General features: G+C 60.4%; 25 protein-coding genes. 11 read left to right on the top strand and 14 right to left on the bottom strand.

Annotation, left to right across the window (positions count from 1 at the left end):
* Positions 1–53: 53 nt before the first annotated feature.
* On the bottom strand, positions 54–812 hold the full coding sequence (locus tag E4P01_RS25880; RefSeq protein WP_216091999.1) for a 5-oxoprolinase subunit PxpA: 759 nt from the start codon (positions 810–812) through the stop codon (positions 54–56).
* A gap of 105 nt (positions 813–917) precedes the next feature.
* Here E4P01_RS25880 and E4P01_RS25875 point away from each other — a divergent pair, with 105 nt between their 5' ends.
* Positions 918–1,835 (top strand): LysR family transcriptional regulator, encoded by a 918-nt coding sequence (locus E4P01_RS25875; protein ID WP_005790687.1) that lies wholly within the window; start codon positions 918–920, stop codon positions 1,833–1,835.
* Here the strand turns inward: E4P01_RS25875 and E4P01_RS25870 are convergent.
* On the bottom strand, positions 1,832–2,728 hold the full coding sequence (locus E4P01_RS25870; RefSeq protein ID WP_216092000.1) for a LysR family transcriptional regulator: 897 nt from the start codon (positions 2,726–2,728) through the stop codon (positions 1,832–1,834). The two genes, E4P01_RS25875 and E4P01_RS25870, sit on opposite strands and share 4 nt — an antisense overlap.
* Before the next feature lie 106 nt (positions 2,729–2,834).
* Here E4P01_RS25870 and E4P01_RS25865 point away from each other — a divergent pair, with 106 nt between their 5' ends.
* Positions 2,835–3,593 (top strand): SDR family oxidoreductase, encoded by a 759-nt coding sequence (locus tag E4P01_RS25865; protein ID WP_005790690.1) that lies wholly within the window; start codon positions 2,835–2,837, stop codon positions 3,591–3,593.
* A gap of 8 nt (positions 3,594–3,601) precedes the next feature.
* Here the strand turns inward: E4P01_RS25865 and E4P01_RS25860 are convergent, their stop codons facing one another.
* On the bottom strand, positions 3,602–4,039 hold the full coding sequence (locus tag E4P01_RS25860; protein ID WP_005790692.1) for a multidrug/biocide efflux PACE transporter: 438 nt from the start codon (positions 4,037–4,039) through the stop codon (positions 3,602–3,604).
* Positions 4,040–4,126: 87 nt separating this feature from the next.
* On the opposite strand from E4P01_RS25860, the gene E4P01_RS25855 reads away from it, so the two are divergent.
* Positions 4,127–4,981, top strand: coding sequence for a LysR family transcriptional regulator (locus E4P01_RS25855; RefSeq protein ID WP_248130161.1), 855 nt, complete (start codon positions 4,127–4,129; stop codon positions 4,979–4,981).
* Positions 4,982–5,001: 20 nt separating this feature from the next.
* Here the strand turns inward: E4P01_RS25855 and E4P01_RS25850 are convergent, their stop codons facing one another.
* From E4P01_RS25850 to E4P01_RS25840, 3 genes are read right to left on the bottom strand one after another with little or no spacing between them, the layout of a single operon-like run.
* Positions 5,002–6,231, bottom strand: a complete 1,230-nt coding sequence (locus E4P01_RS25850; RefSeq protein ID WP_078822137.1) for an RNA polymerase sigma factor — start codon at positions 6,229–6,231, stop codon at positions 5,002–5,004.
* Positions 6,228–6,578, bottom strand: a complete 351-nt coding sequence (locus E4P01_RS25845; protein ID WP_216092001.1) for a YciI family protein — start codon at positions 6,576–6,578, stop codon at positions 6,228–6,230. Before E4P01_RS25845 ends, E4P01_RS25850 begins: the two co-directional genes overlap by 4 nt.
* Positions 6,579–6,620: 42 nt before the next feature.
* Positions 6,621–7,040, bottom strand: coding sequence for a nuclear transport factor 2 family protein (locus tag E4P01_RS25840; RefSeq protein WP_216092002.1), 420 nt, complete (start codon positions 7,038–7,040; stop codon positions 6,621–6,623).
* A gap of 145 nt (positions 7,041–7,185) precedes the next feature.
* On the opposite strand from E4P01_RS25840, the gene E4P01_RS25835 reads away from it, so the two are divergent.
* The gene (locus E4P01_RS25835; RefSeq protein ID WP_216092003.1) at positions 7,186–7,677 is read left to right on the top strand and encodes a GNAT family N-acetyltransferase; all 492 of its coding nucleotides are present in this window, start codon (positions 7,186–7,188) and stop codon (positions 7,675–7,677) included.
* Between the two features lie 66 nt (positions 7,678–7,743).
* Here the strand turns inward: E4P01_RS25835 and E4P01_RS25830 are convergent, their stop codons facing one another.
* Positions 7,744–8,226: a GyrI-like domain-containing protein gene (locus E4P01_RS25830; protein ID WP_216092004.1), complete on the bottom strand. Its 483-nt coding sequence runs from the start codon at positions 8,224–8,226 to the stop codon at positions 7,744–7,746.
* A 196-nt stretch (positions 8,227–8,422) separates the two neighbouring features.
* Here E4P01_RS25830 and alaC point away from each other — a divergent pair, with 196 nt between their 5' ends.
* Positions 8,423–9,640: an alanine transaminase gene (alaC, locus tag E4P01_RS25825; RefSeq protein WP_032879786.1), complete on the top strand. Its 1,218-nt coding sequence runs from the start codon at positions 8,423–8,425 to the stop codon at positions 9,638–9,640.
* 138 nt (positions 9,641–9,778) lie between these two features.
* Here the strand turns inward: alaC and E4P01_RS25820 are convergent, their stop codons facing one another.
* Positions 9,779–11,131, bottom strand: coding sequence for a GntP family permease (locus tag E4P01_RS25820; RefSeq protein WP_005790708.1), 1,353 nt, complete (start codon positions 11,129–11,131; stop codon positions 9,779–9,781).
* Between the two features lie 84 nt (positions 11,132–11,215).
* Positions 11,216–11,749 (bottom strand): gluconokinase, encoded by a 534-nt coding sequence (locus E4P01_RS25815; protein ID WP_032879784.1) that lies wholly within the window; start codon positions 11,747–11,749, stop codon positions 11,216–11,218.
* 212 nt (positions 11,750–11,961) lie between these two features.
* Between E4P01_RS25815 and E4P01_RS25810 the strand changes: the two genes are divergently transcribed.
* From E4P01_RS25810 to E4P01_RS25790, 5 genes are all read left to right on the top strand, one after another.
* Positions 11,962–12,993, top strand: coding sequence for a LacI family DNA-binding transcriptional regulator (locus E4P01_RS25810; RefSeq protein ID WP_248130169.1), 1,032 nt, complete (start codon positions 11,962–11,964; stop codon positions 12,991–12,993).
* 358 nt (positions 12,994–13,351) lie between these two features.
* Positions 13,352–13,984: a glutathione S-transferase gene (locus E4P01_RS25805; protein WP_216092005.1), complete on the top strand. Its 633-nt coding sequence runs from the start codon at positions 13,352–13,354 to the stop codon at positions 13,982–13,984.
* Positions 13,985–13,999: 15 nt separating this feature from the next.
* Positions 14,000–14,737 (top strand): NAD(P)-dependent oxidoreductase, encoded by a 738-nt coding sequence (locus E4P01_RS25800; RefSeq protein ID WP_032879781.1) that lies wholly within the window; start codon positions 14,000–14,002, stop codon positions 14,735–14,737.
* A 9-nt stretch (positions 14,738–14,746) separates the two neighbouring features.
* Positions 14,747–16,156: an MFS transporter gene (locus tag E4P01_RS25795; RefSeq protein WP_078822143.1), complete on the top strand. Its 1,410-nt coding sequence runs from the start codon at positions 14,747–14,749 to the stop codon at positions 16,154–16,156.
* 132 nt (positions 16,157–16,288) lie between these two features.
* Positions 16,289–16,783, top strand: a complete 495-nt coding sequence (locus E4P01_RS25790) for a hypothetical protein (RefSeq protein ID WP_078822144.1) — start codon at positions 16,289–16,291, stop codon at positions 16,781–16,783.
* Positions 16,784–16,929: 146 nt separating this feature from the next.
* Here the strand turns inward: E4P01_RS25790 and E4P01_RS25785 are convergent, their stop codons facing one another.
* The 5 genes from E4P01_RS25785 to E4P01_RS25765 form a co-directional block, all read right to left on the bottom strand.
* Entirely contained in the window at positions 16,930–18,249 is a 1,320-nt protein-coding gene (locus tag E4P01_RS25785) for a PAS domain-containing methyl-accepting chemotaxis protein (protein ID WP_032881248.1), read from the bottom strand.
* Between the two features lie 236 nt (positions 18,250–18,485).
* Positions 18,486–19,427, bottom strand: coding sequence for an aliphatic sulfonate ABC transporter substrate-binding protein (locus E4P01_RS25780; RefSeq protein WP_216092006.1), 942 nt, complete (start codon positions 19,425–19,427; stop codon positions 18,486–18,488).
* Positions 19,428–19,489: 62 nt separating this feature from the next.
* Positions 19,490–19,999 carry a sigma-70 family RNA polymerase sigma factor gene (locus E4P01_RS25775; protein WP_078822146.1) on the bottom strand — a complete coding sequence of 170 codons (510 nt, stop codon included), beginning with the start codon at positions 19,997–19,999 and terminating at the stop codon, positions 19,490–19,492.
* A gap of 108 nt (positions 20,000–20,107) precedes the next feature.
* Positions 20,108–20,899, bottom strand: coding sequence for a PhnD/SsuA/transferrin family substrate-binding protein (locus E4P01_RS25770; protein ID WP_216092007.1), 792 nt, complete (start codon positions 20,897–20,899; stop codon positions 20,108–20,110).
* A gap of 9 nt (positions 20,900–20,908) precedes the next feature.
* Positions 20,909–21,838, bottom strand: coding sequence for a fatty acid desaturase (locus E4P01_RS25765; RefSeq protein ID WP_216092008.1), 930 nt, complete (start codon positions 21,836–21,838; stop codon positions 20,909–20,911).
* Positions 21,839–22,138: 300 nt separating this feature from the next.
* On the opposite strand from E4P01_RS25765, the gene E4P01_RS25760 reads away from it, so the two are divergent.
* On the top strand, positions 22,139–22,552 hold the full coding sequence (locus E4P01_RS25760) for a GNAT family N-acetyltransferase (RefSeq protein WP_032879773.1): 414 nt from the start codon (positions 22,139–22,141) through the stop codon (positions 22,550–22,552).
* The last annotated feature ends 120 nt before the right edge of the window (positions 22,553–22,672 follow it).

Below are 22,672 nucleotides of genomic sequence, written 5' to 3'. Positions count from 1 at the left end.
TGTTCCTCTTGGAATCATTGTAGAAAGGCAGGCAAAAAAGTGAGGTACCGCTCTTATTGGGGGGGCCGGACTTCAATACCGGCCTGGTCCAACGCTTCGCGGGTGGCTTGCACCAAGTCCAGGGCACCAGGGGTATCGCTGTGCAGGCAGATGGAATCGAATTCAATCACCAGGTCTTCGCCTTCCACGGTACGTACCAGCCCGCTCTGACAAGCGCGCAGGACACGGGCTGCAACGGTGTCAGCGTCCAGTGCACGCACATTGCGGGTGAACACGATGGAGCCGCTCAGATCGTACTCACGGTCGGCATAGAACTCGCGCACGACCGGCTGTCCCAGTTCCTTGGCAATGCGCCAGATCACCGAATTGGGCATGCAGTACAGCAACAGCGTCGGCTCGATGATTTGCAGGTTTTGCACCAATAGCCGCGCAGCCTCTTCATCGCGGGCCAGGTGCATGTAGAGCGCGCCGTGGGGCTTGATATGTTGCAAGGTCAGGCCTTGGGCGCGGGCCATTTCACGCAGCGCGCCAAGCTGGTAGAGCATATCGTCCACCAGCTCCTGAGGCGGGGCGTTGATATGCCGACGACCGAAGCCCACCAGGTCGCGAAAACCCGGATGAGCGCCGATAGCCACCCCCAATTGCTTGGCGCGCTCGACAGTGCGGCGCATGGTGCCGGGGTCGCCGGCGTGAAAGCCGGTGGCGATATTGGCCGAGCTGATGTGAGCCATCAGCTCTGCGTCGACGCCGTCGCCGATAGTCCAGGGGCCGAAGCTTTCGCCCATGTCCGAATTGAAATCCACTGCCCGCATCAAGATTGCTCCGCCATAAGTGATGCCAGGAAAGTAGGCTCGGGCTTGACCCCTTGGGAAGATCTATTATCAGATGGCCTATCTTCTGAAAATCAGATACTGACTATGTCCCTTACCTTGCGCCAGGTTCGCTACTTCGTCGCCACCGCTGAAATCGGCCAGATTTCCCAGGCAGCGATTCACCTGAATATTTCCCAGTCGGCGGTGACCACGGCGATCAAGGAGCTGGAAGCCATGCTCGGCGTGCAGTTGTTCGTGCGCTCGGCCCAGGGCATGAACCTCACCGACGCCGGTCGACATTTTCTCAACCGCGCCTATGTGATTGTGCGCAGCGTGGAAGACGCCCTCAACAGCCCGCTGCCGGATTACCGCGCCAGCGGCGTGCTACGGGTGGCGGCGAGCTACACAGTGCTGGGTTATTTCCTGCCGCACCATTTGCAGCGCATGGAGCATTGGCATCCGGACGTGACTATCGAGGTGTTCGAGCAGGAACGTCAGGCCATCGAACAGGGCCTGCTCGATGGCCAGTTCGACATGGCCGTGGTGCTTACCGCCAACCTCACCCACGCGGATATCGTCTCTGAAATCCTGTTCAACTCCGAACGCCGCCTGTGGCTGCCCAGCCATCACCCATTGTGTGAACGCGGAGCCGTCAGCCTGGCGGACGTGGCGCAAGAGCCCTACATCCTGCTGACCGTCGATGAAGCCGAACACAGTGCCATGCGCTATTGGGAACAGGCCGGGCAAACCCCCAGGGTGCGGCTGCGCACCAGCTCGGTGGAAGCGGTGCGCAGCATGGTTGCCAATGGCAGCGGCGTGGCGATTCTGTCGGACCTGGTGCACCGGCCCTGGTCGCTGGAAGGCAAGCGCATCGAAACCCTGACCGTCACCGACCCGGTCACGCCCATGAGCGTCGGCCTGGCCTGGCACCGCGAGCGCGCGTTTACCCCGGCGATGCAAGCCTTCCGCGATTACTTCCACGATGCGTTCCTGGCGCCGCAGCAGTTGTCGGCGCGCCGTTAAAGATGGGCTTGCAGGGTGGCGGTCAACCAGTCCATGAACACCCGCACCCGCAGCGGTAAATGCCGCTGGCCGGCGTACAGTAAATACACGTCCAGAGGCGGTGCCTGGTAATCCGGCAGCACCGCTACCAACTCGCCACTGGCCAATAAATCGCGGATCCCGAGTTGGGGCACTTGGGTAATGCCAAAACCCGCCAGGCACGCCGACTGATACGCATCGGTGCTGTTGACGGTCACCCTTCCTGCCATCGGCAAACGTTGCACCTTGTTGCCCACCAGGTATTCGAACCCTGCCGAGCGTGCGCCCAGGGGCCGCACGTAATGTACCAATTGGTGATTCGCCAGGTCAGCCAATGTCGCAGGCATACCGCAGCGTTGCAGATACGCCGGGCTCACGCAGTTGACCATCGGCATGCTGCACACCCGTCGCGCCACCACCGTTTGGTCGGGCTGGGCACCGACGCGCACGACGCAATCAAACCCTTCGGCGATCAGGTCCACCTGGCGGTCCGAGCCGCTGATCTCGATGTCGATCAGAGGATGGCGCGTCATGAACGTGGGCAAGTTCGGCACGATCAAACCCCGCGCCATGACATTGGGCATATCCACCCGTATGCGCCCGGCCAGTTGGGTTTCATCCTGGCGAAACAACCCTTCCAGTTCTTCCATATGCGCCAACAAATCCTTGCTGCGCTCATACAACACACGCCCGTCTTGGGTCGCCTGCACCTTGCGCGTGGTGCGTTGCAACAGCCGTGCGCCGAGCAACTCCTCCAACGCCTGCACATGCTCGGATACCGTAGAGCGTGGCAAACCCAGGCTTTGGCCGGCCCGGGTAAAGCTCGATAACTCAGTGACGCGTACGAAGGTGCGCAGCAGCTCAAGCTTGTTCATTAGATTGTTCGCCTTATCCGGCCAGTGATTCCGATATCAGCCTGTTTATCACGTCATGACCGGACAAATACACTCAGTTCCACTAACTATCACTGAGGACTGCACCATGACCCGTAAAATCGCACTCATCACCGGCGCCAGCCGTGGCCTGGGCAAAAGCGCTGCGCTGCACCTGGCTGCGCAAGGCGTAGACATTATCGGCACCTACCACAGCGCCGCAGGCGAGGCCCAAGCCGTAGTTGCCCAAGTGGAGGCATTGGGTGGCCGCGCCGCCATGCTGCAACTGGACGTCAGCCAGAGCGCAAGCTTCGATGGGTTCGTCGGCCAGGTCGGCGCGTTGCTCAAGGATGTTTTCGCTCAGGATCATTTCAATTTTCTGATCAATAACGCAGGCATCGCTGCCCACGCCAGCTTCGCCGAGACCACCGAAGCCCAGTTCGACCAGTTGGTGGCGATCCACGTCAAGGCGCCGTTTTTTCTCACGCAAAAACTGCTGCCGTTGATCAGCGATGGCGGACGCATCATTAACATATCCAGCGGCCTGGCGCGGTTCAGCCTGCCGGGGTATGCAGCCTATGCGTCGATGAAGGGAGCGGTCGAAGTGCTGTCGCGCTACCAGGCCAAAGAGCTGGGCCCACGCGGTATTACCGTGAACACCCTGGCACCGGGCGCGATTGCCACCGACTTCGGCGGCGGCGCGGTGCGCGACAACAGCGATGTGAATGCCATGGTCGCCAATAACACGGCCTTGGGCCGCGCCGGTTTGCCGGACGACATTGGCGGGGCGATTTCGACATTGCTGGCCGATGGCAGCCATTGGATCACCGGCCAGCGGATCGAGGCGTCGGGCGGGATGTTCCTGTAGGCGCCCACCTACAGGGCTACTGGGGTTTTACCGACGATTTTCTCGCGCAACACGTCATAACCCCAGTGGTACACATAGGTGTACGGCAGGAAGAACAGCAGCACACCAATGTCGAGGATGAACGCCTCCAACAGGCTGATCTTCATCAAGGTCGCAATCAACGGCACTGCCAGCAGGATCAGGCCGCCCTCGAACAACAGCGCGTGCAGCACACGGGTCCAGCCACTGTTGGCCAGTTGCAGGTGTGTTTTGAGGCGGTCGAACAGGCTGTTGAAAACCACGTTCCAGCTCAGGGCCAGCAGGCTGATGCCCAGGGTCACTGCGCCCATCTCCAGTGCCGGCCTGCCGGTGATCCATACCAACAGCGGCGTACAGATCAACAAGGCCAAGCCTTCAAAACCCAGGGCTTGGAAAACACGTTCAGTAATCGACTTGGTAGGGTTCATGACCCGGCTCCGTGAATGACGATGGTTGCCATGATCAGGCTTTGTCTCGATACTTCATAACCAATAACCATCGAGCAAGGCGATAGTATGGCCTCCCACGAAGTGCTCCAGGCGTTTGTCCAGGCCGCTACCCAAGGCTCGTTTTCCGCCGCTGCGCGCAAGCTGGGCAAAAGCCAGTCGACTGTCAGCGCGGCGGTGGCCAGCCTTGAGATTGACCTGGACGTTGTGCTGTTTGATCGCAGCAGCCGCAAACCCACCTTGACTGCGGCGGGGCAGGTACTGCTGCAACGGGCCGAACAGGTGCTGGAGGCCAGCAGTCGCCTGGAGTTGGCCGCCAGTCAGTTATCCCAGGGGTTGGAGCCGAAGTTGAGTATCGCCATGTCCGATACTTACCAATCGGATCGATTCGAAATCGCCCTCACAGCCTTCGAGCAACGCTATCCGGACCTTGAGCTGGAATGCCTGATCGCCGAATGCGAAGACCTGATCGCGCTGGTACAAAGCGGCCGGGCACAGATTGCGTTTATCGAGAAAAAAGAGATTTACCCGCCGGATCTAACCTTCTCCTGCGTGGAAGAACGCACGGAAATCGCGCTGTTCGTTTCGCCTGAACACCCATTGGCTGGCCTGGACAGGGTGCTTGCGCACGTCTTGCAGCAACACCGGGAACTGCGCTTGGCGAGCATCATCAACCCCAATGAAAACCGCAGCACTCAGCGTGTGTGGTCGGCACCGAGTTACCTGATGTTGATGGAGATGGCGCAACTGGGTTTTGGCTGGGCACCGATTCCACGCTGGCTGGTGGAACGTTTTGGCGGCAATCAGTTGGTCGAACTCAAGGTTCGCAGTTGGCCGCGCTCGGTGGCGGTGGATGCGTTGTGGTCACGCCAACACCCACCGGGGCCTGCTGGGAGTTGGTTGCTGGGCAAGATGCTCGACTGAGCCCTCCCACATTTGGATAGTCATTGTCTGGGGGGATTGAGTTCGGCGAGGCGGCGCATGATGAAGCGCTTTTCCGGGACTTGTTGGGTCAGCGACAGAGCTTTTTCGTACGCTGCACGGGCCTCTTCAAGCCGTCCCAACTGCCGGCAAAACTCCCCGCGGGCCGAATGCGCCAAGTGGTAATCGTGCAAGTCACCGCGTTGCAAAATGCCCTCCACCAGCGCCAACCCCACCAATGGCCCCTGCTCCATCGCCACCGCAACTGCCCGGTTCAATTCGATCACCGGCGAGGGTACCGCTCTGAGCAGTACATCGTAGAGCCCGATAATCTGTCGCCAATCGGTTTCCCCGGCGCAGGCAGCCTCGGCGTGCACCGCCGCAATCGCCGCCTGCAAGCAATAGGGCCCGAAGCGCCGGGTGCTCAGCGCCTGCTCCACCAGGTTGCAGCCTTCAGCTATCAGAGATCTATCCCACAGCCCACGGTCCTGAGCATCCAGCAGCACCAGTTCGCCGTTGGCCGAGATGCGTGCGGGCCTTCGCGACTCATGCAACAGCATCAACGCCAACAAGCCCATCACCTCCGGCTCCGGCAGCAATTGCATCAGCAAACGGCACAGGCGAATGGCCTCCAGGGTCAAGTCTTCGCACGTCAGGTCCGCCCCAGTGGAGGCCGTGTAGCCCTCGTTGAACACCAGGTAAATCACGCGCAACACGCTGTCCAATCGCTCGGGCAATTCGGCTCGGGACGGCACTTGGTAAGGAATTTTCGCATCGCGGATCTTGCCCTTGGCGCGCACGATGCGCTGGGCGATGGTGGCAGGTGTGGCCAGGAACGCGTGGGCGATTTGCTCGGTGCTGAGGTCGCAGATCTCACGCAGGGTCAGCGCGGCCTGGGCATCAGGGGCCAGCGCCGGATGGCAGCAGGTGAAGATCAGGCGCAGGCGGTCATCTTCCACGTCGTCATCGCTCCAGTCAGCTGCCTGCAGCGTGTCGGCCTGCTCTTGCAGCAACGGGGTAAACCGCGCCTGGCGGCGCAGGCGGTCGATGGCTTTGAAGCGGCCGGTCGATACCAGCCAGGCCCGTGGGTTATCCGGTATGCCGTCCTCGGGCCAGCGCTGCACGGCGACAAAAAACGCCTCGTGCAACGCCTCCTCGGCCAGGTCGAAATCACCCAGCACGCGAATCAGCGTGGCAAGCACACGCCGTGACTCGCTGCGGTAGATGGCTTCGACCTGACCACTGAGCGTCATTGCGGCACGTTCAGTTCGCGCACCGGGCGTACTTCCACACTGCCGACTCGGGCCGCCGGAATGTCACCCGCCACCTGGATCGCTTCGTTAAGGTCCCTGGCGTCGATCAGGTAGAACCCGGCGAGCTGCTCTTTGGTTTCGGCAAACGGCCCGTCGGTGATCGACAACTTGCCATTGCGCATACGCACGGTGGTGGCGGTGGCCACCGGCTCCAGCGGCTCGGCGGCCAGCATCCGCCCGCTGGCCTGGATGGCCTGCGCATAGGCGAGACACTCCGAGTCGTGGGGGCTGTCGGCCGAGGTGTGCAACACCTGTTCGTCGCTGTAGATCAGGCACAGATATTTCATGGCGTTCTCCGTGTTCGGATGACTGACTATAGTTCGCGGCGCTCAGGGTTCCAGATCGAACAGTGCCGTGCCGCTTTGCATATCAAAGGGCGCCGACCAGTGTTCATGCACCACCTTCCATTGGCCATTGATGCGCTGGTACCCAGCGGTCACGCGCATCCAGCAGGCTTTCACCTCACCATCGGGCCCGGCACCGCCGCAGTGGGCCAGCCAGTGAGCGAACGCGCTGTCTGGCGCTTCGACGATATGCAGCTCATGAAACTCGAAGATACCGGGGCCGGGGCAATGCTTCATACATTCTTCCCAGTGCGCGTGGTAGGCCGCCCTGCCTTTGAATTGCAAAGCGGTTACGGCATCGAACGAGACGATATCGTCGGCGTAAAAGCTGACAATCTTGTCGATATCGCGACTGACGACGGCTTGTTTCCATTGCTCGATCAGGTGGTTGATGGCAGTGCTCATGGCGATGACTCCTTGGGGTGGAAAATCACGTAGGACACTCTTAGTCGAATGGCCTTCGTGCCAATCGACACACCACGGAAAAATAATTTCCCATAGGTCAAACCCGATAAACTGAGCCCTTCTTTGCAGCCGTTCGGATAGCCCGATGCAAACCCGCCTTGTTGCCTACGAGGCGCTCAATGCTGTGCAACAACAGCAAGTGGGCGCCATCGAAGTTCATCCTGAACAATTGCCGTTTTGCGGGGATATGTACTGCGCCCTTAATACCTTGCTGGCCAACCCTAACCCTGGGGTCAAAGGCTTTGCGTTTTTGGCCGACGACATTCCCGTCGCCTTCCTCTTGCTCAAGCGCCCACCGTGCCTGCCCCATTGGGCCGATGAACACAGCGCCACACTGCACGCGTTGCAGGTGGATCGACATCAGCAAGGGCTCGGGTTCGGCAAGGCGTGTTTGCAGGCGCTACCAGCCATGGCGCTTGAGGCGTGGCCGCAGATCAAAGGGTTGGAGTTGTCTGTGGACACGCACAACCTGGCGGCGATGGGGCTGTATCTCGGGGCGGGATGGGTGGACAGCGGCGAGGCCTACAAGGGGCGGGTCGGGTATGAGCGCCGGTTGCGCTGGATATTCAGTTCATAACGGTAATGTCACGTAAACAGGACTTTCACGCGCGCCTGTCGTGTTTACGTGACATCGAATGCGGAGTCAGCCCCGCTCTCCAACCGGTAGCCAGATTTCCACCGTCCCCGTGCCCTTCCTCCCATCGAAATCTGCGCTATAGCGCTCGAAATCCGCCCCCATCACCTTGTAGCCCGAATGCGGCAGCCATTCGAACATGATGCGTTCGTAGGTTTGCTCAAGTGCCTGCACCGGCCCGTAATGGGGGAACACGGCATAGTTGAGCGGGGGGATTTCGATGAACTCGAAGTTGCTGGGCACGTTGCCCTTGGTCGGGACTTCAACCCCCGCCATGTAATCGAATTCGCCGTGGTGGGGGTTGTAGCAAACCCCGTACGTCACGCCGCCGACGCGCGTTTTGATGTCTTTAATGCACGTGTCAAACAGCTCCCATAACTTGGGGATATCGCCTACGGTGGCCTTCGAATAACGCCCTTGCACACCGGCGATCACCAGCGCTTTGCCGGCTTCCATGCGTGGCTCCAACGGTTGTTTTGTCTGCTGATCCATACGAACAGTCTCCTTCTTATGAGGGAACAAACCCGCATCGAGTATAGGGGCATATCCGCGCCACACTCCATGTAGAAATTTTTCCTACGCATCTGGACAACTTGCCATCATCGCCCGTATTGTCTGCCTCGCAGGCCACCGCAGTGGCCGACGTCGCTCGGACGGTTCCGGGCGCTTACGTACTCTCGAGGCAACAATGGCCGACCAAGGTTCGCCGCGCCGCTTTGCGCGCATAGATCGACTCCCCCCTTACGTTTTCAATATCACTGCCGAGCTGAAGATGGCTGCGCGTCGGCGCGGCGAAGACATCATCGACTTGAGCATGGGTAACCCCGACGGCGCCACGCCACCGCACATTGTGGAAAAAATGGTCACCGTCGCCCAGCGTGAAGACACCCACGGCTACTCCACCTCCAAAGGCATTCCGCGCCTGCGCCGGGCGATTTCGCGCTGGTACAAGGACCGTTATGAAGTGGATATCGACCCCGAGTCGGAAGCCATCGTCACCATCGGTTCCAAAGAGGGTCTGGCGCACCTGATGCTGGCCACCCTGGACCAGGGCGACACCGTGCTGGTGCCCAACCCCAGCTACCCGATTCACATCTACGGTGCGGTGATTGCCGGTGCCCAGGTACGTTCGGTGCCGCTGGTGCCGGGCGTGGACTTTTTCGCCGAGCTGGAACGGGCGATTCGTGGCTCGATCCCCAAGCCGAAGATGATGATCCTCGGTTTCCCGTCCAACCCCACCGCGCAGTGCGTGGAGCTGGATTTCTTCGAGCGAGTGATCGCCCTGGCCAAGCAATACGACGTGCTGGTGGTGCACGACCTGGCCTACGCCGATATCGTCTACGACGGCTGGAAAGCCCCCTCGATCATGCAGGTACCCGGCGCCAAGGACATCGCGGTGGAGTTTTTTACCCTGTCCAAGAGCTACAACATGGCCGGCTGGCGCATCGGGTTCATGGTGGGCAACCCCGAACTGGTCAACGCCCTGGCGCGGATCAAGAGCTACCACGACTACGGCACGTTCACACCGCTGCAAGTCGCAGCGATTGCTGCGCTGGAAGGCGATCAGCAGTGCGTCAAAGACATCGCCGAGCAGTACCGCCAGCGCCGCAACGTGCTGGTCAAGGGCTTGCATGAGCTGGGCTGGATGGTGGAGAACCCCAAGGCGTCGATGTACGTCTGGGCAAAAATCCCCGAACAGTATGCCGCCATGGGCTCGCTGGAATTTGCCAAGAAGTTGCTGCTGGAGGCGAAGGTGTGTGTGTCGCCGGGGATTGGTTTTGGCGAGTATGGCGATGATCACGTACGCTTTGCGCTGATCGAAAACCAGGACCGGATCCGCCAGGCGGTGCGCGGGATTCGTGGCATGTTCAGGGCGGATGGGCTAGTACCCAAAGCCAGCGTCTAACTCGGTCAAAATGTGGGAGGGGGCTTGCTCCCGATGGCGGTGGTTCAGTCGATACATCTGGTGACTGATCCACCGCCATCGGGAGCAAGCCCCCTCCCACATTTGATTGGGTTTTCACCCCAGACTGTGCGGTGTGGCTTACACCACCAACGACAGCAACATGATGAAGATCAGCGCCACGATCGACAGGATGGTCTCCATCGCCGTCCAGGTCTTGAACGTCTCGGCCACGGTCATGTTGAAGTACTGCTTGACCAGCCAGAACCCCGCATCGTTGACGTGCGACAAGATCAACGAACCCGCGCCCGTCGCCAGCACCAGCAACTCGCGGTTGACGCCCGGAATCATGCCGACCACCGGCACCACAATGCCTGCACCGGTAATGGTCGCGACCGTCGCTGAACCGGTGGCGATACGAATCACCGCCGCCACCAACCACGCCAGCAGGATCGGGTTGATCTGTGCGTTCACTGCCATATGACCGATCACATCACCCACGCCGCTGGTCACCAGCATCTGCTTGAAGCCACCACCGGCACCGATGATCAGGATGATCGCGGCGGTCGGCGCCAGGCTGGCGTCGAGCAGCTTGAGGATCTGCTTGGAATGGATGCCCTGGCGATGGCCAAAGGTGTAGAGCGACAGCAGCAACGCCAGCAGCAAGGCGGTGATCGGGTGACCGATCATGTCCATCCAGTTGCGCACCACGTTGCCTTCGGCAAAGGCGATGTCGGCAAAGGTTTTGAGCAGCATCAGGAACACCGGCAAGAGCACGGTGACCAGGGTGATGCCAAAGCTTGGCAGCGACTTGTTATCCGTCTCGCGGGCCAGTTGATCGACCAGTTCCTGGGACGGGTTGCCCGGAATGTACTTGGCGATAAACGTACCGAAGATCGGGCCGGCGATGATGGCGGTCGGCAGTGCGACGATCAGGCCATACAGGATGGTCTTGCCGATGTCTGCGCCAAATACGCCGATCGCCAGCAGCGGGCCCGGGTGCGGTGGCACCAGGCCGTGTACCGCCGACAGGCCGGCGAGCAGCGGGATGCCGATCTTGATCAGCGACACGCCGGTACGCCGTGCCACGATAAACACCAGCGGGATCAGCAGCACAAAGCCGATTTCAAAGAACAGCGGGATGCCCACCAGGAACGCGGCAAACATCATGGCCCACTGGACCTTCTCTTTGCCGAAGGCGCGGATCAGGGTCTGGGCGATCTGATCGGCACCGCCGGATTCGGCCATCATCTTGCCGAGCATCGTGCCCAGCGCGAGGATAATGCCGACAAAGCCGAGCACGCCGCCGAAACCGTCCTGGAACGCCTTGATGATCTTGTCCACGGGCATGCCCGAGGTCAGGCCGAGGAAACCGGCCGCGATGATCAGTGCAATGAACGGGTGCACCTTGAACTTGGTGATCAGAACGATCAACCCGATGATAGTGACCACTGCATCTAGCAGCAGGTAAGACTCGTGGGACATGCCAAACATGGGGGGTCTCTCCTGTTTGTTGTTGTTATTAAAGCGGGTGTTGAATTTCCTGCCGGGGATAGCGCTATCTTTTCCGGCAAAAAATTAATGAGTTGGTTCAAAGCCGTGCTTGAGCCACCAGGCGTTGGTCTGCTCGGCCAGCTCCTCGACGCTGTCTTCACTGGCATTGAGGGCCAGGGTCAGCGGTTCGCCCTTGGGCGATTCGAGGGTGGCGAACTGGCTGTCGATCAGGCTTGCCGGCATGAAATGGCCGGGGCGGTGGGACACGCGGTCGGCGGCCACTTCGCGGGTCAGCTCCAGGAAGACAAAGCCCAGGCCCGGCGCGGCTTCGCGCAGGTGGTCGCGGTATTTCTTTTTCAGGGCTGAACAGGTGAGCACAGGATGCTCGCCCGCTGTGAGCGACCGGCGCAGTTCATCGCACAGGATGTCGAGCCAGCCGGCGCGATCGTCGTCGTTAAGGGGGTGGCCGGCGCTCATCTTTTCGATGTTGGCGGCGGGGTGAAAGCTGTCGCCTTCAATGGCAGTGGCGCCGTTCAGGCGGCACAGGGCTTCGCTGACGCTGGACTTGCCACAGCCGGAAACACCCATGATGACCAGGGCGGTAACAGGTTGACTCATGAAACACCTCAGGACGCAGATAGCGCTACCTTTGCACAGCATAAGGCTAGTGCAAAAACAGGCTTTTCCCGCGCCGACTTGTCATTTTTATGGAGTGACGCGTGCATCTGCTCCAATCATTCGAACCGGATCAGGCAACCCTAGGTTCAATAATTTGCAGCCCTTTGGAGACAGCGCTACCTTAGTGCCTCGATTTTTGTTTGGCAAGCCGCCTGATGACCTCCAAGAACGATAAAAATACCCGCACGACGGGCCGCCCTACCCTCAATGAAGTTGCACGCCTGGCTGGGGTCAGCCCAATCACCGCCTCCCGCGCCCTGCGTGGCATCAGCACGGTCGCCCCAGAACTGGTGGAAAAAGTCCAGCAGGCCGCCGCCGAACTCAGCTACGTGGTCACCCCCGCCGCTCGCGCCCTGGCGTCGGCCCAGAGCCAATCGGTGGTGGTGCTGGTGCCGTCGCTGTCCAACCTGTTGTTTATCGAAACACTGGAAGCCATCCATCAGGTACTGCGGCCCAAGGGCTTTGAAGTGCTGATCGGCAACTCCCATTATTCGCGCGATGAAGAAGAAAACCTGTTGCGCAACTACATGGCCTACCAGCCACGGGGTTTGCTGCTGACCGGGTTCGACCGCACCGAAAGCGCGCGACGAATGGTCGAGACCAGCAATGTGCCGTGCGTGTACATGATGGATCTGGACCCCAATGCCGGGGTGAACTGCGTGGGCTTCTCACAGCTGGCTGCCGGGGAAACAGCAGCGGCACATTTACTGTCCCGGGGGCGCAAGCGCCTGGCCTACATCGGCGCGCAGTTGGATCAGCGCACGTTGTTGCGCGGTGAAGGTTTCCGCCGCGCCTTGCAGCAGGCGGGCATGTACGACCCAGCGCTGGAACTATTGACGCCACGGCCCTCTTCCGTGGGCCTGGGCGGCGAACTGTTCCTGCAATTGCTGGCAGCGCATCCGGATGTGGATGCGATCTTCTTCGGCAACGATGACCTGGCCCAGGGCGCACTGCTTGAAGCCATGCGTCACGGCATCAAGGTGCCGGAGCGTGTCGCGGTGCTGGGCTTCAACGACTTGCCCGCGTCGGCATTCATGGTGCCGCGCCTGAGCAGCATCAGCACGCCACGAGAAGCCATTGGCCGCAGGGCGGCGGAGCATTTGTTGACCATCATGGCGGGCAACAAGATCGCCAAGCCGGTGGTGGATATGGGGTTTGAGTTGCAGGTGCGGGAGAGCACCTGACCCGCTCGTTCCCACGCTCTGCGTGGGAACGATCAGAAGTCTGCCTGTGTTAATGGCGGCTGTGCGTAGGGCACTTTCGGGTGCGCCGGCTTTGAGTGTCCACCGGTCTACTAACCTGCGTACAGCTGCCACCCTCATTTAACTCGCTGCTCGGCAAGGCCATGGACCAGCACACACCACGCTGCTGAGACCTTACTCGGTCCAAATGTGGGAGGGGGCTTGCTCCCGATTGCAGTGGGTCAGCTATCTGTAAGTTGACTGACCCACCGCTATCGGGAGCAAGCCCCCTCCCACATTTTTTAACCGTGCCCACTTTACCCCTGCTAGATTGACCACTTTCCATCGCCAGGGAAGCACCATGGGACATTCACTGAAAATCTTGGGCCGCACGTCCTCCATCAACGTGCGCAAAGTGTTGTGGACCTGCCAGGAACTGGGCATCGACTACGTGCGTGAAGACTGGGGCATCGGCTTCAAGCCCACCCAGTCCACCGAGTTCCTCGCTCTGAACCCCAACGCGCAGATACCTGTGCTGATCGACGACCACGGCGTGCTGTGGGAGTCCAACACCATCTGCCGCTACCTCGTCGGCCTGTACCAACGCCACGACCTGCTGCCTGTCGAACCGGCGCCACGGGCCCGCGTCGAGCAATGGATCGACTGGCAAGCGGTCGAACTCAACCGCGCCTGGGGCGACGCCTTCACCGCGCTGGTACGCAACAACCCCGATGGCCTCGACGCGGCGCAAATCGCCGCCGCGGTACAGCTATGGAACGACAAGATGGGCATTCTCGAACAGCAACTGGCCAAGACCGGTGCCTATGTGGCCGGCGAGGAATTCACCCTCGCCGATATCTTGATCGGCCTCTCGGTACACCGCTGGCAGGCAACGCCCATGCAGCGTCCGCCCTACCCAGCCATTGCCGCCTACTATCAGCGGCTTAGCCAGCACGCCGGTTTCAAGACCTTCGCCCTCGACGGCCACAACTAAGCACAGGGACCCCACGTGAACGGACTCAACGTACTACTCACCGGCGCCTGCGGCAGAATCGGCAAGACATTTTTCCAGGCCTCGCAAGACCGCTACCGCTTCACGCTCACTGACCGCATCGCGCCGGATTTCGACCTGGGTGGACACCGTTTCGTACACGCCGACCTCAGCGATAAATCCAGCCTGGCGACCCTGCTCGAAGGCATCGACGTAATCGTGCACCTGTCGGGTATCCCCCACGCCAGTGCCTCATTCAACGAATTGCTGCCCAACAACATACTCGCTACCACCTACCTGTTCGAAGCTGCCGTGGCCGCCGGCGTGCAGCGCCTGGTATTTGCCAGCAGCGCGCAAACCATCGAAGGCTACCCGGTGGATCGCCAGATCACCCCCGGTATGCCGGTGATGCCCGCCAATATGTATGGCGTGAGCAAATGCTATGGCGAGGCGTTGTGTGGCTACTACGCAGCCAAGACGCCGCTGTCGACCATCGCCCTGCGCATCGGCGCTTTTGAATTCCCCGAAACCCACGACCTGAACAACGCCCGCGACCTCAGCGCGTGGCTCAGCCCGCGGGATGCCGTGCAACTGCTGCAACGCTCAGTGGAAACCGTCGGCGTGAAGCACCTGATCGCCCACGGCATCTCCAACAACCGCTTCAAGCGTCTGGATTTGAGCGAAACCACACGTGTGCTGGGCTACCAACCGCTGGATGATGCATTCCAGGTATTTGAAATCCCCATCACTTACTGAGTTTTCACCATGCCCGCCCAATCCACCACCGACGGTATCGACCCGCTCCGCGCCGCCCATATCAGCGCGCGCATCGATCGCCTGCCCGCCGTGGCCACCATCTGGCGCCTGGTGGCGCTGCTGTCCATCGGTGGTTTTTTCGAGCTGTATGACCTGTTCCAGACCGCCTATATCAGCCCCGGCCTGATCAGCGACGGCATTTTTAATACCGGCAGCCAGGGCGTGTTTGGCTTCTCGGACCAGGCTGCGTTCGCCTCGGCAACCTTCCTCGGCCTGTTCCTCGGCGCCAGCCTGCTCAGCCCCATCGCCGACCGCTACGGGCGCCGGGCGATCTTCACCTTTGCATTGATCTGGTACACCGTCGCCACAGTGCTGATGGGTATTCAAACCTCCGCCCTGGGCATCATCTGCATGCGCTTTGTGGTGGGCATCGGCCTGGGCATCGAACTGGTGACTATCGATGCCTACCTCTCGGAACTGGTGCCCAAGCACATGCGCAGTTCGGCGTTTGCCTTTGCGTTTTTCATTCAGTTTCTGTCGGTGCCCGCCGTGGCCTTGATGTCGTGGTGGCTGGTGCCCCAGGCGCCGTTCGGCATCTCCGGCTGGCGCTGGGTGGTGTTGAGCAGCGCGGTGTTTGCGCTGTTTATCTGGCAATTGCGCAAGCGCCTGCCTGAATCGCCGCGTTGGCTGGCACAGAAGGGCCGTTTCGAAGAAGCCGGTGCGATCATGGACAACCTGGAAACACGCTGCCTGAAAGATCACGGCAAGCCCTTGGATGAGCCGCAACCCGAAGCCGTCAGCGTTCAAGGCAGCGGCCGTTTTGCCGATATCTGGCAACCGCCCTACCGTCGCCGCGCCTTGATGCTGATTGTGTTCCATGTGTTCCAGGCCATCGGTTTTTTCGGCTTCGGCAATTGGTTGCCGGCGCTGCTGTCGGGCCAGGGTGTCAGCGTGACCCACAGCTTGATGTACGCCTTTATCATCACCCTCGCCTACCCGCTGGGGCCGTTGCTGTTTGTGAAGGTGGCCAACCGCTTTGAAAACAAATGGCAGATTGTCGGTTCCGCCATGGGCGCGGTGATTTTCGGTAGCCTGTTCGCCCTGCAAACCAGCGCACTGGGGCTGATTTTCTGCGGGGTGATGATCACCTTCTGCAATGCCTGGCTGAGTTTCAGTTATCACTCGTACCAGAGCGAATTGTTCCCCACCAATATCCGCGCACGGGCCGTGGGGTTCTGCTATTCGTTCAGCCGCCTATCTACGGTGTTCAGCAGCCTGTTGATCGGCTTTATCCTCGAACACCTGGGCACGCCAGGGGTGTTGGCGTTTATCGCCAGCAGCATGCTGATCGTGATGATTACCATCAGCTGGTTCGGGCCGCGTACGCGTAACCTCGCGCTGGAAAATATCGCCCACTGACGGCAATGCTTGGCCGCCTGCGGCAGAGTGCTTGCCGCAACGGCCACACGACCCCCAGTAAATAGAGGGTATCGCAACCGGCACACTATTTGCTCCAGCTGTGGAACCGAACATTTACACAGGTGACCGATCATGCTGGTTAACAACAACACCCAAGCCATGTCGACCGTCCAACAGATCAAGCGACCCGATATGGACCCCGCCAACGCCGCCGCCAGCGCGTTGTACAGCGGCGCCCTGCAGGCTGCGCAGCAGAGCATCACGGTGCCATCTGCGCAGAAGGAACTGGACAAGGCTAGTGATCGCATTGACGAAGCGTTCGCCAAGACCCGTGTGCAACTGCAAGCCACGGCGTCCAGCGACGTGCCGGCATCCAGCGCTGCCGGCTCAGCCCGCAGTGAGTTCACCGATTACATGACCAAGACCCCGGCCGAGCGCATTCGCGATCAATTGCTCAAAGAACGGGGCCTGACCCTGGAGCAACTGAACGCCCTGCCGGTGGAAGAGCAAAACGCCTTTGCCAAGCAAGTGTCCGAGCGGCTTCAGCAGCAGCAACAGCAGCAGGTAGCAGCAAAGACGGTTGACCCACAGGCGCAGACGGTGAAAGAGACCCTGGCTGCTATCTAAGCTGCACAGTAGACCAATGTGGGAAGGGGCTTGCCCCTGATGGCATTGGGTCAGCCACCCAATGCAGTGACTGACACTCCGTCATCGGGGGCAAGCCCCCTCCCACATTTGGATCTCCTTTGGCATGGGATCAGCAGAGTTTTCGACTATTGCAGTTGCAGCGTCGAATTGAACTGACTGATTGCATCCACCACATGCCGCGAGCCTTCCTGAATTTCAAGAATCACCTGCCCCGCTTCGTTGGCCAGTTCTACCCCAAGCCCCGTGCGGCTCAAGCTCGACTGCATGCTCGTCACCGCACTCAATGACAGGTCGTGGTTCTTGCGCACCACATCCACTATCTCCACCGTCGCCTGGCTGGTGCGGGCCGCGAGGCTGCGCACTTCATCGGCCACCACTGCGAACCCACGTCCATGCTCACCGGCTCGCGCCGCTTCAATCGCGGCGTTGAGCGCCAGCATATTGGTTTGTTCGGCAATGCTGCGGATGGTCTGCACGATGGCGCCGATGATGTCGGACTGTTTGTTGACCGCATCGATGCTGTGGGCAGCCTGGTTCAAGTCGCTGGAGATGGCCTCGATGATCTGTACCGTTTGCTGCACCACCTGCGAGCCCTTGCGGGCGCAGGCGTCGTTTTGTACGGAGGTGGCGTGGGCCGAATCAGCGGCGGTGCGCAGGGTGGTGACCTGGTCGGTGATGTCGCTGGCAAATTTCACCACTTTGTACAGGCGCCCATTGGTATCGAAGATCGGGTTGTAGGACGCCTCCAGAAACAAGGTCTTGCCGTATTTGTTTTTACGCTCGAAGCGATGGGAGTGGTATTCGCCGCGATTGAGGGAGGCCCAGAATGCCTTGTAGGCCGGCGACTCCACTTCACTGCGATGACAGAACATGCTGTGGTGCTGGCCGATGATTTCCTCCCGTGAGTACTGCACGGTACGCAGGAAATTGTCGTTGGCATTCAGGATCTGGCCCTGGGGCGTGAACTCGATTACCGCCATGGAACGGCCAATGGCGTCGATCAGGCTCTGGTTTTCGTGTTCATGGTGCACCCGTGCAGAAATATCCGACGCCACTTTGATCACACTGCGTACCTGGTTGTCGCTGTCCAGCACCGGCATGTAGCTGGCTTCAAGCCATACCTCTTCACCGCGCTTGTTCAAACGCATGAAGGTGCCACTGAGCGCCTCGCCCCGCGCCAGGTCACGCCACAACTTGCTGTATTCGTCGGTGTGGGTGTAGGCCTCATCGCAGAAAATGCGGTGATGTTTACCGCGGATCTCATCGACGCTGTAGCCCATGCTCTTGCAGAAATTTTCGTTGGCTTCGAGGATCACGCCTGTGCGATCAAACTCGATCATCGCCATGGAACGGCTGATGGCTGCGAGCTTGGCATTGGCTTCGGTGAGGGCACAGGAAAAACGCTGGATTTCTTGCAGGTCGGATTTGTGATGGCGGTTGAACATGGTCAGATCACCCTTGAGTCCCGGCGCCTGAACGGCGCATTCCATTCTTGTGTTGGTAAACCTTCACGGGGAAATAACCATTCAAAACGCTTTATAGGCCAAGCATCATTAACGGTCCTGGGTGAGCATAGACAGGGGTTGGCGCTATGCAAGGCCACTAATCAGCCAGCATTGCCAACCGGGCGCTGGCGGCGCGCACCCCATGTTCTGAAATGCGCTCAATCGATGAGAGGGGCTTATTCGGGCTTGAAGACAATCTGCTGCACGTCGACCTTTCTAGGGATCAGGCCGTTGGCAAAAAACAGGTCCGCCGTGCGCTGCTGATTGGCGACGTCGATCGCCTGCAACGGACGGATCGGCGCGGGCGAGCGGTGCTCGAAGTAGCTTTTGACCACCGCCGGTGGCAGGCCAAGGGTGCCGGCCATCAATGCGATGCTTTCATCGGGTTGGTCGAGTGATAGTCGCTGCGCCTTGCCGAGGGTCTGGATAATGGTGGCGATGGCCTGGGGATGTTGCTGGGCGAACGGGCCGTTGACCACAAAAAAACTGCCGGCAGGGTTAAGGCCCTGGCCATCACCCAGCACGCGAGCAGAGCCGTCGACTACGGCGGCCGAGTAGTACGGGTCCCAGACCACCCAGGCATCGACCTTGCCTTGTTCGAAGGCCGCACGGCCGTCAGAAGGCGACAGGTACACCACGTTCACGTCCTTCCATTGCAAACCGGCGCGCAGCAGGCTCTTGAGGAACAGGTTGTGTGCACTGGAGCCCTTGAGCAACGCCACGCGCTTGCCCTTGAGCTCCGCGACGTTCTGCACGGTGCTGGCCTTGGGCACCAGCACCGCTTCGGTCTTGCCGTCGTTGGGCTCGACGGCGAAGTACTGCAAGTCGATGCCTGCCGCCTGGGCAAAGATCGGCGGGATGTCGCCGATATTGCCGATGTCCAGGCTGCCGGCGTTGAGTGCCTCGATCAGCGGCGGGCCGCCGAGGAATTCGGTCCATTGCACCTGGGTGCCGGGCAGCGCAGCTTCGAAGAGCTTGTGCTCACGGGCGAGCACCATACTCACCGAGCTTTTCTGGTAGCCGATGCGCAGGGTGGGAGGTTCGGCGGCGAGCGCAGGCTGGGCCAGGACGGTGAGCGCCAGCAGCGAACCCCCTAGTAGTTTTTTCAGTTTTTTCATGGGTTGCCTCATGGTCGTGATCGTGAGCGGATTGGCCGTGTGCAGTGAGTCAGGCGTGGCGTTCATTCCAGGCACAACCGCAGGCGGCCGTTAAGGGCGCGGGCCATGTAATCACTGACCGAGCGCTGGGAAATGCCCAGCTCGGCGGCGATCGCGGGGTACGTCAGGCCATTGAGTCGGGACAACAGGAACGTCGCCCTGACCTTGGCCGGCAGGCCGTCGAGCCACTGGTCGACGGCCTGCAGCGCCTCGCACGTCTGGGCCAGGTTTTCGGGGGACGGCACGCTAAAGGCTTCATCGTTATCCAGGGCGTCGAGATAGGCGCGCTCCAGGTCACGTCGCCGCCACAGCTGATACATCAGGCGCTGGGCAATGGTGGTGAGCAAGGCGCGAGGCTGACGGATCGGGGCGACGTCGAGTGCGCTCAGGAGCTGGACAAAGGTGTCGGCGGCGATGTCTTCGGCATGTGCACGGGAATCGAGTTGACGATACAAGCGGCTGCACAACCAGGCGTAATGGCTGCGGAACAGTGCGCCCACGTAGGCGGGGTGAGAGGTGTCGGCGCCGGACATAGTGGCTCCTGTCGGGTAGGGTGCGCGTTATGTCCGGTGTTCCGGTAGAGCGATCCTAGCAAGGCCTCTTATTCTTTAATAATATTTAAAATGCATTTTTATATAGCTTTATTGAATATCCGTATAGCCAAGGCTGGCGGCTTGCCGTTGGTAATCCAACAGCACCTGATAGTCGTCTTCGCTAGCGGGGAGCACGGCTTGCACACCAAGGGTTTGCACCACCTGCGGCAGGTCTTGCAACGCCAGGTTCATCGCTTCGCGGACCTGCTTCAGCTGCACATCGCTCAAGCCCGGCGGGCCGATATAGGGCAAGGTCGGGCTCGGCGCGCTGCGGGTAACCATGCGCAAACCCGCGACCTCTTCGGGCACGAAACGCGCCAGGTAGTCGTAGGTCACGCTGTCGATGGCAGCAAGGTCCGCGCGATCTTCACGCAGCCAGCGCAGGCTCTCACGGTGGGCACCGCTGACGGCGACGCTGGCGAAGAAACGCCCGTCGCGCTGCAACGGTGCCAGGCAGTGGCGCAGTAGGTTCATGCCACTGTTGGAGTCGTGGCCGTTGATCACCCCGCGGCTGTTGTAGAACTGCGCCAGGATAGTACGTGGGTTGTCAGCGCGGCTCAGCAACAGGCTGCAGTGTTCGCCATTGCTGCTATGGGGCAGCTCGTAGCGGGGGCGACCGACGACGCGAACCTGGCCACGCAGTTGGGTCATCAGCGGGTAGCCGCAGGTTTGGGTGACGAGCAATTCTGGCGCCAGCCACAGGCCGGGCAAGTCGAGGTGGTCGGCGTTACGCCGATGCAGGCCCAAGCGTTCAAGGATGCGCGCAAGCCACTGTTGATTGGCTTGCTCGATGGGCTCCGGGGCGACATACATGCGCAACTCGGCATAGCGCTCACTCATGGGCATCTCTCAGGCAAAAGGGTGCCGGGGGCTGTCGATGGCCTTGAGGCCGTGGCGGCTGATCAACTGGCCGTAGCCCTTCACCAGGAACCCACCGCTGCGCGCGAGCCACTGTTCGCGACGGGCGCGATATACCGTAGGTAGCAGGTACCAGGGTAGTTTCGGCAGGTCGTGGTGCACCAGGTGCAGGTTGTTGTTGAGGAACAGCCAGCGCCAGGGCCAGGACGCTTCGTTGAGCACCGTGCGCTGTTCCGGCCGCGGATGCGGGCGATGTTCATAGTAGGAACGGATCGACGCCAAGGACAAGGCCGGCACGCTCACCAGCAGCAGGTAATGCCACACCGGCAAGGCACTGTAATGGGCGATAAAACCCAGCATCAACAGGGTCACGGCGCCGTGGGCCAGCCACATCGGCCAAACCTCTGGCAGGCGTTGCCATTGATCGCGCAGTAAGCGGCTGATGGCCAGGGGTGCCGCCAGCAGCAAGCGACCGAATACGGTCTTGGTCAGCCAATGCACGCTGCGTTGCAAGCGCGAGCTGGCGTCCCACTGCTGTTGGTTAAGGTAGCGGCTTTCCGGGTCGATGCCGGGCAGGGTCAGGTCTTCGTCGTGATGATGCAACAGGTGGCTGTCGCGATACAGGGTATAGGGGTACCAAACGGCAAACGGCGCGTAACCGAGCAGTTTGTTCACCAACGGCAAACGGGTGGGATGGCCGTGTAGCAATTCGTGTTGCAGCGACAGCCAGAGTGTCACCAGCGGGATCAGCAACAGGGTGCTGCACCACAGACCCAGCCAATGGCTGGCGAGCAACACACCGAACCAACCGGCGTACACGCCGAGCAACAGCAGCCAGGTCGGCCATTCGGTCTTCGCAGTAAAACTTGCAGCCAGGGCTTGAATTTCCCGGCGGTGGCTCAGGTCAAGGTAGTTGGCCATCGGCAGCTCAGAGCAGGTGTTTCCTACTCTGTGCCGCGAGACGCGCCAATCTTGCAGATCCTTTGGTTCTAAGCTTGTAACTCAGTGACCGAACAGGCCGGTCTCGGTTTTCTTGGCTTTCTTGTCCGCACGCTTTTCATCCGCGGTCTTTGCCGGCTTTTTCTTCGCGGCTTTCTTTGAATCCATACCTTTGGCCATGATGCATGCTCAACTTAAGGGGATGTAGCACTGGGTATACCACCTATTGCCCGGCAGAAGGCGCTTATAATCCCCAGCCCTGACCCCGCTGGCCCAAAGACTATGCCCGAACTGCACATCGAACCGCTGGCAGAGCCTCTGTGGCCACTGTTGAACAAGTTTTACCGCAGCCACAACTCTTCGATGAAGGCCCTCAAGGGCGGCCGTTTGTGGGTAGCTCGCGACGGCGAGATCGTGGCTGGGTTGTGCTTGAGCCCGGTGGTGGGTGGGCAGTGGCTGACGGGGGTGTTTGTCGATCCGGCCTATCGCGGCCAGGGGTTGGCGGCACGCTTGATTGAGCAGGCGGTAGCCGGAGTGGAGGGTACGGTGTGGCTGCTGTGCCATCCGGATCTGGAGGGGTTGTATCAGCGTATGGGGTTCAGTCAGGACACGCTGCTGCCGCAGTCCCTCAGCGAGCGGTTGGTGCGCTACAAACGGAACAAGCCGATGATTGCGATGGGGTTCTCAATCACCTGAATGATGCCGGATAAAAATGTGGGAGGGGGCTTGCTCCCGATGGCGGAGTGTCCGTCGCTGAAATGTCGACCGGTCCACCGCTATCGGGAGCAAGCCCCCTCCCACATTGGGACCTCAGGT

The organism is Pseudomonas sp. NCIMB 10586 (assembly GCF_023127895.1).
In the GTDB taxonomy this organism is placed as follows: domain Bacteria; phylum Pseudomonadota; class Gammaproteobacteria; order Pseudomonadales; family Pseudomonadaceae; genus Aquipseudomonas; species Aquipseudomonas synxantha_A.
This window is presented reverse-complemented; position numbering and strand designations above follow the sequence as displayed.

What these genes read in the sequence shown, in the direction of transcription:
- E4P01_RS25880 (WP_216091999.1), bottom strand. Translation starts at nt 812, where the DNA reads ATGCGGGCAGTGGATTTCAATTCGGACATGGGCGAAAGCTTCGGCCCC.
- E4P01_RS25875 (WP_005790687.1), top strand. Translation starts at nt 918, where the DNA reads ATGTCCCTTACCTTGCGCCAGGTTCGCTACTTCGTCGCCACCGCTGAA.
- E4P01_RS25870 (WP_216092000.1), bottom strand. Translation starts at nt 2,728, where the DNA reads ATGAACAAGCTTGAGCTGCTGCGCACCTTCGTACGCGTCACTGAGTTA.
- E4P01_RS25865 (WP_005790690.1), top strand. Translation starts at nt 2,835, where the DNA reads ATGACCCGTAAAATCGCACTCATCACCGGCGCCAGCCGTGGCCTGGGC.
- E4P01_RS25860 (WP_005790692.1), bottom strand. Translation starts at nt 4,039, where the DNA reads ATGAACCCTACCAAGTCGATTACTGAACGTGTTTTCCAAGCCCTGGGT.
- E4P01_RS25855 (WP_248130161.1), top strand. Translation starts at nt 4,127, where the DNA reads ATGGCCTCCCACGAAGTGCTCCAGGCGTTTGTCCAGGCCGCTACCCAA.
- E4P01_RS25850 (WP_078822137.1), bottom strand. Translation starts at nt 6,231, where the DNA reads ATGACGCTCAGTGGTCAGGTCGAAGCCATCTACCGCAGCGAGTCACGG.
- E4P01_RS25845 (WP_216092001.1), bottom strand. Translation starts at nt 6,578, where the DNA reads ATGAAATATCTGTGCCTGATCTACAGCGACGAACAGGTGTTGCACACC.
- E4P01_RS25840 (WP_216092002.1), bottom strand. Translation starts at nt 7,040, where the DNA reads ATGAGCACTGCCATCAACCACCTGATCGAGCAATGGAAACAAGCCGTC.
- E4P01_RS25835 (WP_216092003.1), top strand. Translation starts at nt 7,186, where the DNA reads ATGCAAACCCGCCTTGTTGCCTACGAGGCGCTCAATGCTGTGCAACAA.
- E4P01_RS25830 (WP_216092004.1), bottom strand. Translation starts at nt 8,226, where the DNA reads ATGGATCAGCAGACAAAACAACCGTTGGAGCCACGCATGGAAGCCGGC.
- alaC (WP_032879786.1), top strand. Translation starts at nt 8,423, where the DNA reads ATGGCCGACCAAGGTTCGCCGCGCCGCTTTGCGCGCATAGATCGACTC.
- E4P01_RS25820 (WP_005790708.1), bottom strand. Translation starts at nt 11,131, where the DNA reads ATGTTTGGCATGTCCCACGAGTCTTACCTGCTGCTAGATGCAGTGGTC.
- E4P01_RS25815 (WP_032879784.1), bottom strand. Translation starts at nt 11,749, where the DNA reads ATGAGTCAACCTGTTACCGCCCTGGTCATCATGGGTGTTTCCGGCTGT.
- E4P01_RS25805 (WP_216092005.1), top strand. Translation starts at nt 13,352, where the DNA reads ATGGGACATTCACTGAAAATCTTGGGCCGCACGTCCTCCATCAACGTG.
- E4P01_RS25795 (WP_078822143.1), top strand. Translation starts at nt 14,747, where the DNA reads ATGCCCGCCCAATCCACCACCGACGGTATCGACCCGCTCCGCGCCGCC.
- E4P01_RS25790 (WP_078822144.1), top strand. Translation starts at nt 16,289, where the DNA reads ATGCTGGTTAACAACAACACCCAAGCCATGTCGACCGTCCAACAGATC.
- E4P01_RS25785 (WP_032881248.1), bottom strand. Translation starts at nt 18,249, where the DNA reads ATGTTCAACCGCCATCACAAATCCGACCTGCAAGAAATCCAGCGTTTT.
- E4P01_RS25780 (WP_216092006.1), bottom strand. Translation starts at nt 19,427, where the DNA reads ATGAAAAAACTGAAAAAACTACTAGGGGGTTCGCTGCTGGCGCTCACC.
- E4P01_RS25775 (WP_078822146.1), bottom strand. Translation starts at nt 19,999, where the DNA reads ATGTCCGGCGCCGACACCTCTCACCCCGCCTACGTGGGCGCACTGTTC.
- E4P01_RS25770 (WP_216092007.1), bottom strand. Translation starts at nt 20,899, where the DNA reads ATGAGTGAGCGCTATGCCGAGTTGCGCATGTATGTCGCCCCGGAGCCC.
- E4P01_RS25765 (WP_216092008.1), bottom strand. Translation starts at nt 21,838, where the DNA reads ATGGCCAACTACCTTGACCTGAGCCACCGCCGGGAAATTCAAGCCCTG.
- E4P01_RS25760 (WP_032879773.1), top strand. Translation starts at nt 22,139, where the DNA reads ATGCCCGAACTGCACATCGAACCGCTGGCAGAGCCTCTGTGGCCACTG.